Origin of the sequence: Flocculibacter collagenilyticus (assembly GCF_016469335.1) — a bacterium.
In the GTDB taxonomy this organism is placed as follows: domain Bacteria; phylum Pseudomonadota; class Gammaproteobacteria; order Enterobacterales; family Alteromonadaceae; genus Flocculibacter; species Flocculibacter collagenilyticus.
On record NZ_CP059888.1, the window covers coordinates 2,748,744 to 2,763,820 of the forward strand.

The 15,077-nt window shown below is 39.6% G+C and carries 14 protein-coding genes, 1 other RNA gene and 1 CRISPR repeat array; of the genes, 4 read left to right on the forward strand and 11 right to left on the reverse strand.

The genetic code is table 11. The features are described 5' to 3' along the window. The first annotated feature begins 12 nt into the window (after positions 1–12). Positions 13–357 (forward strand): outer membrane protein assembly factor BamE, encoded by a 345-nt coding sequence (locus HUU81_RS12180; protein WP_199612049.1) that lies wholly within the window; start codon positions 13–15, stop codon positions 355–357. Positions 358–518: 161 nt separating this feature from the next. Here the strand turns inward: HUU81_RS12180 and HUU81_RS12185 are convergent, their stop codons facing one another. Further along, positions 519–851, reverse strand: coding sequence for an RnfH family protein (locus HUU81_RS12185; RefSeq protein ID WP_199609209.1), 333 nt, complete (start codon positions 849–851; stop codon positions 519–521). A 9-nt stretch (positions 852–860) separates the two neighbouring features. After that, positions 861–1,301, reverse strand: a complete 441-nt coding sequence (locus tag HUU81_RS12190; RefSeq protein ID WP_199609210.1) for a type II toxin-antitoxin system RatA family toxin — start codon at positions 1,299–1,301, stop codon at positions 861–863. A 107-nt stretch (positions 1,302–1,408) separates the two neighbouring features. Here HUU81_RS12190 and smpB point away from each other — a divergent pair, with 107 nt between their 5' ends. From smpB to ssrA, 3 genes are all read left to right on the forward strand, one after another. Further along, positions 1,409–1,894 (forward strand): SsrA-binding protein SmpB, encoded by a 486-nt coding sequence (smpB, locus tag HUU81_RS12195; protein WP_199609211.1) that lies wholly within the window; start codon positions 1,409–1,411, stop codon positions 1,892–1,894. Between the two features lie 122 nt (positions 1,895–2,016). After that, complete coding sequence (locus HUU81_RS12200; RefSeq protein WP_199609212.1) at positions 2,017–2,796, forward strand: NRDE family protein; 780 nt, start codon at positions 2,017–2,019, stop codon at positions 2,794–2,796. An 88-nt stretch (positions 2,797–2,884) separates the two neighbouring features. Further along, positions 2,885–3,236: a transfer-messenger RNA gene (gene ssrA, locus HUU81_RS12205) on the forward strand. A 66-nt stretch (positions 3,237–3,302) separates the two neighbouring features. Here ssrA and HUU81_RS12210 read toward each other — a convergent pair. The 9 genes from HUU81_RS12210 to HUU81_RS12245 form a co-directional block, all read right to left on the reverse strand. Further along, entirely contained in the window at positions 3,303–3,584 is a 282-nt protein-coding gene (locus tag HUU81_RS12210) for a hypothetical protein (protein ID WP_199609213.1), read from the reverse strand. A gap of 118 nt (positions 3,585–3,702) precedes the next feature. Then, complete coding sequence (locus HUU81_RS17530; protein WP_267983415.1) at positions 3,703–3,825, reverse strand: hypothetical protein; 123 nt, start codon at positions 3,823–3,825, stop codon at positions 3,703–3,705. Positions 3,826–3,869: 44 nt separating this feature from the next. Continuing rightward, a CRISPR array of direct repeats spans positions 3,870–6,178; the repeat unit is 28 nt; unit sequence TTTCTAAGCTGCCTGTGTGGCAGTTCAC. Between the two features lie 182 nt (positions 6,179–6,360). Next, the gene (cas6f, locus tag HUU81_RS12215) at positions 6,361–7,005 is read right to left on the reverse strand and encodes a type I-F CRISPR-associated endoribonuclease Cas6/Csy4 (RefSeq protein WP_199609214.1); all 645 of its coding nucleotides are present in this window, start codon (positions 7,003–7,005) and stop codon (positions 6,361–6,363) included. 8 nt (positions 7,006–7,013) lie between these two features. Continuing rightward, on the reverse strand, positions 7,014–8,039 hold the full coding sequence (gene csy3, locus HUU81_RS12220) for a type I-F CRISPR-associated protein Csy3 (RefSeq protein ID WP_199609215.1): 1,026 nt from the start codon (positions 8,037–8,039) through the stop codon (positions 7,014–7,016). 19 nt (positions 8,040–8,058) lie between these two features. After that, positions 8,059–8,958 (reverse strand): type I-F CRISPR-associated protein Csy2, encoded by a 900-nt coding sequence (gene csy2, locus HUU81_RS12225; protein WP_199609216.1) that lies wholly within the window; start codon positions 8,956–8,958, stop codon positions 8,059–8,061. Next, the gene (locus tag HUU81_RS12230; protein WP_199609217.1) at positions 8,955–10,517 is read right to left on the reverse strand and encodes a type I-F CRISPR-associated protein Csy1; all 1,563 of its coding nucleotides are present in this window, start codon (positions 10,515–10,517) and stop codon (positions 8,955–8,957) included. Before HUU81_RS12230 ends, csy2 begins: the two co-directional genes overlap by 4 nt. Before the next feature lie 2 nt (positions 10,518–10,519). After that, positions 10,520–13,834: a type I-F CRISPR-associated helicase Cas3f gene (gene cas3f / locus HUU81_RS12235; protein WP_199609218.1), complete on the reverse strand. Its 3,315-nt coding sequence runs from the start codon at positions 13,832–13,834 to the stop codon at positions 10,520–10,522. Then, entirely contained in the window at positions 13,831–14,844 is a 1,014-nt protein-coding gene (gene cas1f / locus HUU81_RS12240) for a type I-F CRISPR-associated endonuclease Cas1f (RefSeq protein ID WP_199609219.1), read from the reverse strand. The genes cas3f and cas1f overlap by 4 nt, the downstream gene beginning before the upstream one ends. Further along, entirely contained in the window at positions 14,841–14,996 is a 156-nt protein-coding gene (locus HUU81_RS12245) for a hypothetical protein (protein ID WP_199609220.1), read from the reverse strand. Before HUU81_RS12245 ends, cas1f begins: the two co-directional genes overlap by 4 nt. Between the last annotated feature and the right edge of the window lie 81 nt (positions 14,997–15,077).

The window sequence follows — 15,077 nt, forward strand, 5'->3', positions numbered from 1 at the left end:
AAAGTATTTATGATGAATTTGCGAAAAGTCATACTGTTTTTTTTCGCGCTATCATTAGCGGGTTGTTCAAACTGGATTTATAGAATTAATATCCCACAAGGCAATTTTATCGAGCAAAAAGAAGTCGATAAACTGCGAATTAGAATGACCAAAGAGCAAGTACTTTATGTATTAGGTACACCAATGGCTGAAAATGCATTTGACAAAAGTAAGTGGCATTACCTGTACATGATGAAAACTGGTGAAGGTAATAAATTTCGTAAAGAGCTAGTAATACATTTCGAAAACGATGCATTAAAAGAAATTTCTGGTGACTTTGAAAAACATGAAGATTTCGACACACCACTTGATGGTTAGTCAGCTAGTTAGCTAAACCTTATTAACGACAATAAGTTAATTTACACGATAACGGGAAGCTGTTGCTTTAGAACGACCAAGTTAACAACTCCATCAAGTTAACGACTCCATACAGAAAAGCGGTTTAATAAACCGCTTTTTTATTTATCGTTACTTAACAGCTAGCCTGTTTTTACTCGACCGCCCGTCACCTTGTCTGCGCGCCCCTCTAACTTTGCTTTTTCAGCACGACGCTTTCTCACCTCTTTAGGATCAGCAATTAATGGTCGATATATTTCAATGCGATCAGCCTCACGTAGTTGATCAGACAGCTTAGCGGCTCTATTCCAAATCCCTACTTTGTTCTCTTTAAGATCAATTTCAGGGTACATTCCCAAAATACCCGACTGTAAAATAGCTTGTTCAACGGTACAGTCATGGTCAATATTCACATCAATAATTGACTGTTTTTCTGGCGTAGCATACGCCACTTCAATACTAATTCTATCGCTCATTCTTTTTCACTAAGATTGATTACCATAAACGGTTTTAGCGCGGTTAATAAAAGCAGCCACCATATTATTAGCCACTTCATTAAATACTTTACCAAACGCCATTTGAATTAATCGATTTTTAAACTCAAATTCCAACGTTAGTATTACCTTGCAAGCATTTTTGTCTAATGGCACAAATGACCACCCGCCCGACAAACGCTTAAAAGGCCCTTCCACTAATTGCATTTGAATTTTATTTTCAGGTAAAAGTGTATTTTTAGTTGTAAACCACTTACTTAAACCACCTTTCGCAATTTTTAGCGATGCTGTTATAAACTCTTCATTTTGCTCTAATACCTTTGCATCAGCACAGTCAGGCACAAACTCTGGGTAAGCGTTAATGTTATTAACTAAATCAAACATTTGTTCTGCACTATGCATAACTAGCGCACTTTTATTTACCTGCGGCATAAAAACTTCCCATAATTATCACCTTCACAGTCTAACAAACAATTGATCCTAAATTAATTAAAAAAACTCGTACCAAATTAATCTGCAATACGTATAATATTGCCGCTATGGCTAAGAAAAAATCAAAAAACAAATCAAACAGTAATACGATTGCGCTAAATAAAAAAGCGCGACACGAATATGCACTTACCGACAAGTTTGAAGCGGGTATCAGCTTACAAGGTTGGGAAGTAAAAAGTATTCGTGAAGGCAAAGTTAATATTGCCGACACCTACGTATTCCTTAAAAATGGTGAAGCGTTTTTACTTAACGCACAAATTCAACCACTTAATAGTGCCTCTACCCATGTAGTGTGCGACCCAACGCGCGACAGAAAATTGCTACTCAACAAACGCGAACTAAACCGATTAGTAGGCGCAGTTGAACGTGACGGCTTCACATTAGTAACAACAGCAATGTACTGGACTAAATGTTGGGTAAAAGTAGAGTTTTATTTGGGTAAAGGTAAAAAAGCCCACGATAAGCGCACCGACATAAAAGACCGCGACTGGGCAAGAGACAAAGAACGCCTAATGAAACACAAAGCGCGCTAACCCAGCGCGTTTTTTATTATCCCAATACCTGCCTGTTATTTTTTATACACTTACCGCCATAACTGTTACACTCGTTCGTATGTTATTTTGAAAAGCAATCAAACCGCTTAAGGAATCGCTCTATGTGTACAATGAGTTGGTTTTATCATGATGATCAGCTAGAACTGTTTTTTAACCGAGACGAACGAAACACGCGCAGTAAAGCCATACCCCCCGCCGTTTACCCATCAAGCGCCGACTCAGCCAATAACATAAATAGTATTTACGCCAAAGATCCCGACGGCAACGGCACTTGGCTAGGTGTAAACGAACAAGGGTTAGTTGTAGGGTTACTTAACCACTATGCCAGCATGCAGCAACCGATTAGCAAACAACACCTACCAACCAATGCACCGCAAAATGCTCAATTTATCAGTCGCGGCCAACTTGTTTTAGACATTTTAAATACACCAAAAAATCAACTAGAACAAAAGCTAGCCTCAATTAACTGGTTAGATTATCAAGCATGTTATTTATTAATTCTTAACAGCAGCGCCCTGCAAAGTAACGCCTATAAATACATTTGGGATGGAAAAACACTCAACCACCGCCCCTTACCAAAAATAGTTAGCTCTTCGGCGCTAAGTAGCGAAGGTGTAGTAGGACAACGCATTAAACAATATACCCAAGCCAACCCACAAACTATTGAGCAACACCTAGCTTACCATCGCAGCCATCTGCCAACAAAAGGCCCCATGTCAGTATGTATGCATCATACTGAAGGGCAAACCCAAAACTTGAGCCACATTAGCGTTAATTCACAGCAAGTAACCTATCGCTATTGGGCTGGCTCGCCTTGCCAAACTGAAGAATATTCAACCACTTGCTTAAAAATAGTCCCAGAAGCTGTACCAATTCCCTAGATACCCGAACTAACCATTGCTATTTAAGTCTAACTTCAATAGAATGCCCGAGCTAACCTATGCAAAGCATAAGTTAGTAATACTGTAAGGGGCTGATTAGGATTCGACAGGATTCACAAACCCTTAGGTGCATGTCGAGGATGTGGTTGGCCTCGTAAAAAAACCACAAACTTATAGTTGCAAACGACGAAACGTTCGCACTAGCAGCTTAATGCTAGCCGTCACCTCTAAGCTTTTTCTGTTGGCTGGAGTGTTGAGGGTCACAATAAACAGAATAGCGAGGGAAGCTTGTTCGAGGCTGAACCGCGAAACAGTATCGGACTCGCCAGTTGATAGCCTGTCGTTCGGCGCTTAACTGGTCAACCTAAAGAACGACTAAGCATGTAGTACCAAAGGCGGCGGCTTTCTGGACGCGGGTTCAAATCCCGCCAGCTCCACCAAATTAAGAAAAAGGCGTTCATTGCAACGCCTTTTTTTGTGCCTGAAATTCTAGGCTAATGAACAATTTACTTAGTTATTAGTGCAACTAACGGCAACGCTAAAATCGCTAACACATCCCACTTACTCCAAGTTAAATGCCTCACCTTTATATCGTAATGTTCCTTAGCTACAGCAACCAAACTACACGCAACAATCGCAATACTATGTGCAGGTAAATTAAATATGCTAAATAGACAGATAGCTATACCACCCACTAAAGCACCATAAATAAAATGAGTAACTTTGTTAGCGTGATTAAACCCTTCAATATTTAACCACTTCCCACGCCAAATAATTTCAATATCCAAAATACCTCCTTACCAAATAGCTAGCTCTTCAAGCATAGCAATGCCCTTTTAACTCTCCAGCCACGTCGCTAATCCATCCTTGGAACGTCTCACATCGGCCATCCATGACCTCATTTCCTCAGACTGCGAAACTGTATTTCGGTTCTTCGTTACCTAAGCTGCCTGTGTGGCAGTGAACGTGATTCAATTCACCAACCACGCCGTTAATCCATCCTTGGAGCGTCTCACATCGGTCATCCATGACCTCACTTCCTCAGACTGCGAAACTTTGTTTCGGTTCTTCGTCACCTAAGCTGCCTGTGTGGCAGTTCACATCTGGATGATGAAGGGAATGTTCTTTCAAGATTTCTAAGCTGCCTGTGTGGCAGTTCACAAATAATGAAGGCGCAGTATAAAGGTAGGGAATTTCTAAGCTGCCTGTGTGGCAGTTCACACGTAATTTCAATAAGCTTGAGCTCTTTGTGCGTTTCTAAGCTGCCTGTGTGGCAGTTCACGTGTCAAACCAGCGCTATGGCAAATTGGGCATTTTCTAAGCTGCCTGTGTGGCAGTTCACTTGTCTGCATGTTGTTCACCCGTCATCACTTTTTTCTAAGCTGCCTGTGTGGCAGTTCACTTTCACGCTTAGCCACCCAGTGGCGGGTTGGCTTTCTAAGCTGCCTGTGTGGCAGTTCACAAGCAATGGAAAAATGAATACAGAATGCGAATTTTCTAAGCTGCCTGTGTGGCAGTTCACACTGCATGACAACATGAATGCAGAATGCGAATTTTCTAAGCTGCCTGTGTGGCAGTTCACAGGGCGTATAACACGCAACAAACAGCGTTGTTTTTCTAAGCTGCCTGTGTGGCAGTTCACCTTTAATAGCTTCAATCTGAACTTGTTCACTATTTCTAAGCTGCCTGTGTGGCAGTTCACCGCCTACGAGGTAGCCAGCTGGATTGGGATATTTTCTAAGCTGCCTGTGTGGCAGTTCACCTACTGAGTGTGTGGAAGCACATGTGATGGTGTTTCTAAGCTGCCTGTGTGGCAGTTCACGTAACTCAAGAAAAGGTCAATTTAGAAAAAATTTTCTAAGCTGCCTGTGTGGCAGTTCACAAGGAGTTGCGTAAAGATGTCACCTGCCCATTTTTCTAAGCTGCCTGTGTGGCAGTTCACATTGTGATACCGACTCAATAATATGTGAAGATTTTCTAAGCTGCCTGTGTGGCAGTTCACAAAAGAATGTTCCTGATTACAGGGTGCTTTATTTTCTAAGCTGCCTGTGTGGCAGTTCACTGCACACCAGTGGCAAAGGTGTTGTAACGATTTTTCTAAGCTGCCTGTGTGGCAGTTCACGGGTTTTCAAGCATAAGCTTACGTATTTTAGTTTTCTAAGCTGCCTGTGTGGCAGTTCACTTCCGGCTTCAGAGTAATCAGAATCACTTAAATTTCTAAGCTGCCTGTGTGGCAGTTCACATATGGAACAGTCGGACTTATGGGAGAATACATTTCTAAGCTGCCTGTGTGGCAGTTCACAGTTGTTTGAGGGCGTATTCTGACGGTAGCGCTTTCTAAGCTGCCTGTGTGGCAGTTCACGCTGAAAGATGGTTATACCACGGCTCAATAATTTTCTAAGCTGCCTGTGTGGCAGTTCACGCAATAACAAGTGCAGCAATTACGTTTCTATCTTTCTAAGCTGCCTGTGTGGCAGTTCACCGCCAGCAAAGGCACCAGTAGACTCTTGGACATTTCTAAGCTGCCTGTGTGGCAGTTCACCGCGTATGCTTGAATTCATTTATACGTTAGACTTTCTAAGCTGCCTGTGTGGCAGTTCACTTCTGTTGACGTAACGCTCTAGCATCCTGGGCTTTCTAAGCTGCCTGTGTGGCAGTTCACACTGGTCTTATTGATAATGAAGATATGGAGCATTTCTAAGCTGCCTGTGTGGCAGTTCACGCCAAGAAAGAAGGCCGAAAACAAGACGAATTTTTCTAAGCTGCCTGTGTGGCAGTTCACGAATTTGCAATTAATCTTACTGTTTTTATTGCTTTCTAAGCTGCCTGTGTGGCAGTTCACATGTCTGTGCCCTGTTCTAATCCGAACGGGTCTTTCTAAGCTGCCTGTGTGGCAGTTCACTAAAAGCGATGTTGTTGTTAATGATGGTTTGTTTTCTAAGCTGCCTGTGTGGCAGTTCACATTAGCATGCAAATGTCGTCAGTTTCGAGTGCTTTCTAAGCTGCCTGTGTGGCAGTTCACTAAGCATCAATTTGTTGGTTTTGGAAATAGTCTTTCTAAGCTGCCTGTGTGGCAGTTCACTCAACTTCTAAATCCCAATCGCCCAATTTAGCTTTCTAAGCTGCCTGTGTGGCAGTTCACTTCTGTTGACGTAACGCTCTAGCATCCTGGGCTTTCTAAGCTGCCTGTGTGGCAGTTCACGCGGATAGCTCGGAAGTTAGGTGGAGCATCAATTTCTAAGCTGCCTGTGTGGCAGTTCACGCCAGCAGCCGCACCGCCAACCATTGCGCGTTTTTCTAAGCTGCCTGTGTGACAGTTCACACTTTAGTCGCCAATCGTGCACGTTATGAGTTTTTCTAAGCTGCCTGTGTGACAGTTCACAATAGATTATCATCAAAAAAGTAAGCTGCAATAGTCATTTGGGGTTATTTTGGCTTTTTTACCAAAAATTTAACGGCTATTGCAGCCTATTGATTTTATTATTATTTTTTAAAGAGCTATTTTTTTGGTATTTTTTGGATTTTTATTTTGCAACGTAATTTATTGCAAAATAAAGTGTGTTATTAAAACCAAGGTACTGTTGCATGCTTTTCTTCACTTGAAAAACTTAACCCATAACATGAGTAGCTTCCTTGTTTTGCAACGTTTCGTTTTTTCATTTCTATAAAAAGCGGAAAGGTTGCTTTTTCAGCAGGTGGCTTATCTTTATTGTTAGATAGGCTTTCCACTCTTATGTAAGGCAGGGTTGAGTCAGCCAGAGTATGCTTATTTTTAATTGATTGAAGCGCTTCATCAAACGGTATTCCAAATTTTTTGGATTGATAATGCGCTTTTTGCACCACAGTGTCTTGCCTGCGCTTTTCACCTTTTATATGCTTTCTTGTAAAACAAACATGCTCGGTTACTTCGTCAGGCACATTTCTTACTGTAGTAATATGTACATAATCAGATAGCCTTTCTAACCATGTTGATAGCTCCAGTTTTTCTAGCTCATCTGATAAATTTGCCAATATTCTTAATTTATTACCTAGATGCTTAATATGTTTCGAGTAAACATATTTTGGAAAGCTAAGTGCAATTAATGTTTCATTGTCATTATGCTTGCTTTCAACTAAGGCAAGATGGATTTGTTGATATACTTTTTGCCACAAAAAATAGAGATCTGTCTCAGGATCGGGCAGCAAAGTAATGTCTATGTAATATTTCATACGCAAGCCTATTTATCACTTTCTCCGAATACACCACCGCGAACCAGTACAGCCATAACATAATGCTCATCTTCAATACGCTCAAGTTGCGCACCTCTTGCCCACTTATCAAAAAATGTGTAAAAGTCTTGCTTATCTTTGGGAGTTCTAAACGCCCTACCTAAGTTTGTTACCGCACCATATGGCTCAATAGCGATGGCCCCTGCTGTTGTTTCTGGGTTTTCATATTCTGGATACCAAGTATCAATGGAACGAAGCGCATTGCCTATTTTTTGTGAATGCATTGCCGCTATGTCGTTTACTGAATACAGTATTTTGCTTTTGCTACCTTTGCCTTTGTCTAGCACTAGCTCTTCACTTGGGTAAACTTCTTGGGCTTTACCTACTTGCACATAGCATGTGATATCTAGCATTAAGAATTGGTCGTCGCTGGCCAAGGCGTTTGAAATGCGCTCACCAAGATCAGTTAATTGGCTATCTTGATGGTTGAAATGACGGGTGCTGAATTTAGTGGCATCAAATTTCCATTCATCTTCTGCACCTTTATTTAATGCTTTTACAATGACCTCTATGTTCTCTGCACCAACACGATTTCGCCACAAGAAGCGAGCGTTGGCTAAGTTAGTAGCATAGCGAAAACCTAATTCTTTAAACCCTTCTTTACTTACATATTCATTTACAGCGGCACTGTAACTTTGCTTAAATTTGGCATTATTACATGCTGATGGTTGCTGCAATCCTCCTAGCACCTTTAAGGTAAAATGAAGCTTTAATGTGTCTTGTTCAGGTGCTAGTGAGCAAGCATCTACTCGTTGTAAATTCGCTTTTTCTACTTCTGCATTTAGCTTTGCGGGGTCTTTTTGAGTAGCAGGTTTTAATCTGTTAGAAATAGTGCCACGTACTGATTTTTCGACTAATTTTAGTGCTGAAACCTGATCACGCTCTTGCCACGTTGTTCCATACATATAACCGTCTGAAGGTACTAATTTTTTTTCAAATGCTAGTACTGATGCTGCGTTTTCATTTTTAGCCATGTTATTTCTCCCTGTGTAATTAAATTTTATTATTTTGTTGGCAAAGGTATAAATTATTTTCTAAGTCAGTGTGGTAATGCCAAAGCATGTCATCGAGTGACTTTATTTGATAAGGCATCTTGAATTCGCCCAGCGTTACAATTGCTTCAGCAAAGCGGTGTGGGGTGTCTGGGTCGCGTTGATTTTTGGCTTCACTTAACTCACTGATACCATGAAACCCTGTTGCTATCGGCACTATCCAACCAGCGGTTTTTCGGTAACTAGTCCAAGTTATATTGTCATCATCGTCTTGTTCACATTGATGGTTAACTTGCAAATATTCCAACATAGCTGCTAATGCATCATTGCCATTTTGCATTGACTCTTGCATTAATTCGCGACGTTCAATAATTGCGTAACCCGGCATGAGTGAGCGTGTAAATTTTCTTATTTGAGCAGTTTCGTACTCGTCAACAAAGTGAAGCTGAGGCTGGTTAAAATCTAATATATCGCCACCAGCTAACTTCATGGTGTGTAAATGCTGTTCCGTTAATTGTATGAAAGCTTCAACTTCATCTTCAAAAATTTCGCTATCGTGCTCATCGTATTCAATTACTAGTGTTACATCTAAATGGCAACGAGCTTCTTCTATAAACGCGGATCTTGTGCCATCTTTATCAAGTGGGTTTCCTGTTCCTACAATGGATGAAACAAAATCGTCGCTTCCTTTGTAAGTTTGTAAATCCATATGATGGCTTATAACAGCAACGCTTGTTAGCTCTAACTCTTCATAACCTGATGCGTTCAACTTTCTTTGTAGAGCATGTGTAAAACCTAGCCATGCTGTCATAGCAGGAAACCCAATGGTAAAGGGGCTAGATAAGGCGTTAGCGTTGTGAACTTTTATATGCGGTAATACCAGTAACCTTTTTTGGCTCATCGTAATGCTTCCTTATTTTCGCCAACAACTTTTTTAATATGAGCTAGCTCAGAATCGCCGAGTTTTTCTGCCTGTTTACCAAGCACTTTTTGATATCCTTTAATAAAGCTTATGGCTATTTCATTTACTACTTTATCTAACCACTCGTCTGTTTTTTCTCTTTCTTCCTGATGCTCTGGTGCTAGCCAAACTTGCTGATACTTAGGCAGAGATGCACTAATCGATATATCACTCTCCGAAAGTAGTAGTCTAATTGACCAAACACGATTAATAATAAAATCGATATACTTCTGAATATGGTTAGATACACCTTTCCTCATATTCTTGTTTGGAATGGGAGATCTCTCATATGGTGTTTGAAAGATTTTATGTATTGCATAAAATATTTCTCGGCAATACCATGGGCTTATCGTTTCACCAAAAACACTTTTTTTAGGCACCCTTATTTCACTATGTTTAAACGAAGGTGGCGACGACAATAATAAGTAATAACTCTGAAACTTATTGTTCAGCCCACTAATGTTTTTTGGATGGTCACCTCCATGTTTAGTTACAGTCAAATTCATTACCGAAGAGTAACTATATGGCACCTTAACGTTGTTTATTTGAGCCTGACGACCTAAATATGCTTTTGGAGAACGCTTGTTAATCCATTCGATCTTATTTTTTAGATTAAAAACCAATCCCGCAGGGGTCAGTAAAGATAATTGGTGGTAACCTGTAGCAACGGGAAAGTAAACCTGTTTAATAAGCGGGTGACTTTTATTTACTTGAGAAGTAATGCAGTGTTGAAAGTCCTCTACCCACTGCTCAGCTTTTTCAATCTCAACCTTAAATGCTTCAGAAATAACTTTAACATTACCTCTTTTTATATGCTCAATAACTTGTAACCTATTAACACTTAAAGATAAAAACTTGAATACTTTCAATTTATTTGCATTTATATGTAAATCAAAATAGCTGGCAGCATTACCTGACCTAATAAAGCCGTCATTAGCCGACTCAAAATCATCTACACTTATTCTCGGATATTTACACGATGGCTGTGACATTTTTGCAGGGTGAGTCACAATTGTTCCATGTTTACTATCCGCAGCGATTTTATCAATTACCTCTACTAAACCCTCGCTAGAAAAAGTATTTAAATTGTCATGCTTAGTATTATCTTTAAAAAGGTAATAAGCCTCCAGCTTCTCCACCTCAAAACTCTTAGCAAGACTCATAATCTCGCTCATTTCAGTAGAGCTAAGACTTAAATCCTTCGCTATCTCATCTAATACAGGGTGCTCTATTTCACAATAAAATTTGAATGTGTTTTCATATTTATACGTGCTAACAACACTAGTAAAATTTGTACTAACCATTAGCAAAGATGAATCACATTCTTTTTTATCATTTGGAAGGTAGCCTGTTGGATATTTCTTAAGAAAATGGGTTAGGGCTTTAAAATAATCAGTCTCACTTTTTCCATTTTTAACTTCCTTCTTAGGGGGCATTTCCAATCTCAATTTTATTAATTTATCAAGATTTCTTCTTAGTTCAGTTTTACCTGTTTCCATAGTTACACCTTTACCAAGCCAAACTGGTCGTCATATTCATATTTATTATCGTTATATTCAAATTCATTATTTTTATCTCTCATTGTTATGTTTATTTCACCGTATCTGACCGACACTTGCTGCTCGCTATACTCTTCGCTAACTTCATTTTTTACTAATACTAAATAATCTCGGTATAGCCATAGCCGATCAGTTATGTGTTTCGGTAACGTTACATGGCTAATCCCATATATATTCTCTACTGGTAAGTAGCCGCTTTCATCAGCTCTTTCGTGAAATACCTTTTGCTCTTTATCCACCTTTAGGTATAACTTTGTGCTTGGCTCGCTTTGCCTAAATGGTGTTAATTTTTGTGGCAAGGCTGTTAGCCACCAATAATCGGTTAAGAATCCTTGCAAGCCTTTTGGGGTTTTATTGGTGTAATTTGTTAGCCAAATGCTTGTAGCAAGGTGCTCTAAATCTGCCAGTTTTAATTTAGGCTTCGGATCATTACTTTTCTTTATTCTAGGAATAGCCGTTACCGCATGACTTAATTCCTTTTCATCAACTAAGTTAAGTAAGTCGTGGGTGTCGAGTGGCGTTCGCTTACTTTCATAACCCGGGCGGTTGAAAACATGTTCACTTTTTTCCAGATAGCCTTTCAAATTGTATTGCATTAGCGCAATATTCTTTTCTGTAATGGATGTATCTCGGTGCCTTCTTACCCTTCCTGCTAATTGAATAATTGAGCGATATGAAGAAGGTTCAATTACAGCCCAATCAAAGTCATGATCACGGCCAACCTCTTCTACTGGAGTAGCAACTAAGATAAAAATCAGGTTTTTCTTTTGTGGACTTTTGGCAACTATATCTAGGTGCTGGCGAATAACATCATTACTAAAAGCGACGGGGTCTTTACCCTCTTTCTCTTTTCTTTTTAATACTTGGTCTAAATGTTTTTCTTGTTCATGGCGCAATAACAAAACCTGTTGGCTGTGATAAGCCATACAGCGAACTTCTATATCACTTGGCCAGTTTGTTTCTAATAAATATTTTGTTAATGCTATGCATGGAGGGATATTCGCTACTCTTACAACACCAAAAGACACATTAATATTGCTTTTACTATCTAGAGTATTGTGCTGGTAGTGTTTCTTGATTATTTCTTGCTGAATGATTGAGAAATATTGCTCTTGGCTTTTTGCTGTATCGGCTAGTGTGTCACAAGGCACTATATTTGCCTTGCGCTTCACAATTACCTGTATTAACTTTTTTACACGATTTTCAATAAATTCATTATGTGATGACTTAAAGTTTTCAATGCTTTTTTCTGAGTGTGCTATCGTGTTTATTTGGGTTGAAAATTCATCAATCCACGCAATGGCAATGTCTTTACTTTTATTTCTACTAGATGCATATATTTTCCAACCTTCTTGATAAGCATTAAAGTAACCTTCTGCGAGATCTGGTGGGATGGTTGCGGATGAGATCATGACTTTTCGCCCAAGCATACCTGCTAAATGTATTAAACGGCCAATCGCTATTAAGTCATTTCCTGTAAAGTCATCGATTTCATCAATAACTAAGTCTGAAGACATTAAGCGTAAGCATGGGAGTATGTACTTGCCGCCTCGTTTGGTTTCAGTTGCAGCCATAATATGATCAATAGTACAAACCAACACTGGTGCGTAGAGTAACTTTTTATCTTTTTCCCTAGTTAAAACTGTGGTTAATTCTTCTTCTGGTAACTCACCTTTCCAACTAACCTCTTCATCTAATAGTGACTCTGATGACTCTGAGCCTACTTCGCTTAGTGTGTTTTCTTGAGTGGCTTTGTTGTGCTTACCTTTTTGATGTAACTCAGTAATTGCTTTTGAACCAATTAATACACCAAACTCTGCATCCGTTAACCCAATTCGGCTTCTGTACTCATCACCTGTTTGCAATGTAAGCGTCCGCAAACCTAACGCTAGAATATAACGTAAACTTTGCGCATCATCAGATAGTGCACGCATTATTTTTGCGTTTGCTATAGTTTTACCACAGCCTGTACTCGCCATATTAACTGCAAAAAAACCTGTTATTTTGTTTTCTGTACTTTCTCTCCAGCGGTTTATTTTTGATACGGACTTATCCTGCCATCTAAAGTTTTTTGGCGTGTCATTTTTACGATCTAATGCATCTATGTTTTTTGCAGAATTTGGTTTAGATTCAAAATCAGGCAATAATCTTACGTTCTTTAGCGCAACCTCAGCTACATTAACTAAGTGCTCATCTAGTTGTTGCTTTAGCGCTTTAGTTTTAGGATCTGTATTGGCATAGACTCCTAAATCACTTTGCCAATCTTTAGCTTTCTGTTTTGAAGAATAATAGTGATCGCCTAACATCAAAGATAATCGAGCATGATGCAAGATAACTCGCCAGCTTCCATCGGCCATTGCTTCATCTAAAAGGGGTAAGTTATGACTTAATGTGGTTGCCCATTGCTTTAAACTGCGTAACCAAGCGCTAGACTCTGACAACAATCCTCTGGGAAAATTAAAACACTGTATTACAAGACGTTCGTACTCTTTTTCATCATGCTTATTTTCATAACCCCACGTTTGTAGAACCCTTCTAAGCATAGTGGAAAAGTCTTTGTTTGTTCGCCCTTCAACTTGCTGAGTATTTTTAGGCAATGGTAATCTATGGTGAGATACAATTAGCCAACTAATAAGTGATGCAGCTTTGGGCAAGTTTAACAATGGTGTTGAGTCTTGCTTGGCGGCAGACAGTGCTAATTCATTTTCGTCAAAGTTACCTTCTATAATTTTTTGCAACCACTCTTTATCATCACTTATGTTTTTATTGCCTTTTACAAATGCATTAAATAGCAGACATGAAATCCATTCATGCCTAAGGGGATCTCCCTTGTGTTTGGATTTTCCAGCAAGTTTATCTTGAAACAGTTTTGAGGCTTTTCCCCAGTCATGAAATAATGCAGCCAATGCAGTTAGTGACTTTATTAATGGCATGTACTTCCAATCATTTTCATAGTCTGCATTTATTAAATCTTTTTCTGTGCTATTTACTGCCACAATACCCTCTTGATTAAATTTACTTTTATTCCCTACAGCCCATAAAAATTGACTTCTTGATCGTGAACGGATCCAATGACAGCTCACAGCTGTGCTTTTGCTTGCTGTTTGACGTAGCATTTTCTTTACAGTAAGTAGGCCATCTTCGGTAATAACTGTTTGCCAAGTGTTGTCGCCTATCCTATTGGCAAATGCGTCGAGGACTCTTCTGGTTTTTGGTAACGCATTCTTTTGGCATTGAGATACAAAAGTTACCATCATTGTGATTCGCCCTCTGCGGTATTGCACTCTTCTTCTGCCTTTCCTTGCAGGGCAACTGTTTTAACTTGGTTAAACATAAAATCGAGGGCTTTGTGATCGGTAAATGCTTGAAGTATTTGTTGTCTAAATTCTTGCTCGGTTGCGTTTTCTTTGGCGCAAATAAATGCCCATGGTAGTACTAAGGCGTCTTTTATTAAGTCTGCAATGTCGAACACCAAAGCTCCTCGTCGGCTTTTTCCATGCATCACGGCAAAACCGTGTGGAATGCCCAATACCCAAAGCGTGGTGGCTGCTAAACCATACGCTAAATAGTTGCCATGGTTTAAAAAGTCGTTCGCTTTGCCTATGTTATTTTGCTTGGTACTTTTGTGTTGACGCTTGAAGTTGTCTTGACTGGTATTATTCGCAGCAAATTTATATAGCACTTTGGTTAGCTGCGCTTCGGTTAAGAGTAATTCAGATGGTTTAGAGGCTAGCGTGGTTCGCTTGTTAAATGTACTAAATGCTTTTTCTATTAGACTGTCTTCGATGTTAAAACCATCAGCTTTTAAGTCACGATCTTTTGTCCAAACTGTTTTAATATATTCTAATCTGGCTGTTTGAAACTGTTTTGCTGCCGCCAGTCGTTGCTGATCATCAAACCAAAAACTCATCCAACCTTGTAAGTATTCAGTTGGGCGATATTCACTTTGAGGTGTCATCCACTCTATGGCGTGCTCTATTTCATTTGCCATATAAAGTGGTGTTCCGCCTCCACCACAAAAGCCTACCAGTACGCCAGCTTGTGAAAGCATGCGCATTGCAGCTTGAGTAATTGAAGTGCCATTTCCTAATAAAATAACCGTGGTATTGGCTATTGGTATGTTGTAGTAGAGGTTTTCTTTTTCGGCTTCTGTTAAGTAGAGTACGCGCCCATCCTTTTGCATAACACGGCAATACTCAAGGTAGTAAAGGTTTGCGCGTTTGGAATGAAGTATGGCTTTTAGATCTGAGGGTGATAAATCTTTCATTCTGTATCACCTTCTACAGTGTCGTTAGCTTGACGCTCGGCAAACTCTGATTTATTTGTTGCTTCTGACAGTAAGCATAGTGTAACCAACCCTTTGTTTCGCACAGACAAACTAGAAATTATCGCTACAATTCCAATCAAAAGTATCAGCATTATTATTCCTAAGAATATAATCAGTACTGTTTCCATTTCATTATTCCTTGTTTTATCACTTATCTTATGTGCTACTGTAGC

Excerpts from the sequence above, each read along its gene's own strand:
- HUU81_RS12180 (WP_199612049.1), top strand. The coding sequence starts at position 13 with ATGAATTTGCGAAAAGTCATACTGTTTTTTTTCGCGCTATCATTAGCG.
- HUU81_RS12185 (WP_199609209.1), bottom strand. The coding sequence starts at position 851 with ATGAGCGATAGAATTAGTATTGAAGTGGCGTATGCTACGCCAGAAAAA.
- HUU81_RS12190 (WP_199609210.1), bottom strand. The coding sequence starts at position 1,301 with ATGCCGCAGGTAAATAAAAGTGCGCTAGTTATGCATAGTGCAGAACAA.
- smpB (WP_199609211.1), top strand. The coding sequence starts at position 1,409 with ATGGCTAAGAAAAAATCAAAAAACAAATCAAACAGTAATACGATTGCG.
- HUU81_RS12200 (WP_199609212.1), top strand. The coding sequence starts at position 2,017 with ATGTGTACAATGAGTTGGTTTTATCATGATGATCAGCTAGAACTGTTT.
- HUU81_RS17530 (WP_267983415.1), bottom strand. The coding sequence starts at position 3,825 with ATGGATGACCGATGTGAGACGCTCCAAGGATGGATTAACGGCGTGGTT.
- cas6f (WP_199609214.1), bottom strand. The coding sequence starts at position 7,005 with ATGAAATATTACATAGACATTACTTTGCTGCCCGATCCTGAGACAGAT.
- csy3 (WP_199609215.1), bottom strand. The coding sequence starts at position 8,039 with ATGGCTAAAAATGAAAACGCAGCATCAGTACTAGCATTTGAAAAAAAA.
- csy2 (WP_199609216.1), bottom strand. The coding sequence starts at position 8,958 with ATGAGCCAAAAAAGGTTACTGGTATTACCGCATATAAAAGTTCACAAC.
- HUU81_RS12230 (WP_199609217.1), bottom strand. The coding sequence starts at position 10,517 with ATGGAAACAGGTAAAACTGAACTAAGAAGAAATCTTGATAAATTAATA.
- cas3f (WP_199609218.1), bottom strand. The coding sequence starts at position 13,834 with ATGATGGTAACTTTTGTATCTCAATGCCAAAAGAATGCGTTACCAAAA.
- cas1f (WP_199609219.1), bottom strand. The coding sequence starts at position 14,844 with ATGAAAGATTTATCACCCTCAGATCTAAAAGCCATACTTCATTCCAAA.
- HUU81_RS12245 (WP_199609220.1), bottom strand. The coding sequence starts at position 14,996 with ATGCTGATACTTTTGATTGGAATTGTAGCGATAATTTCTAGTTTGTCT.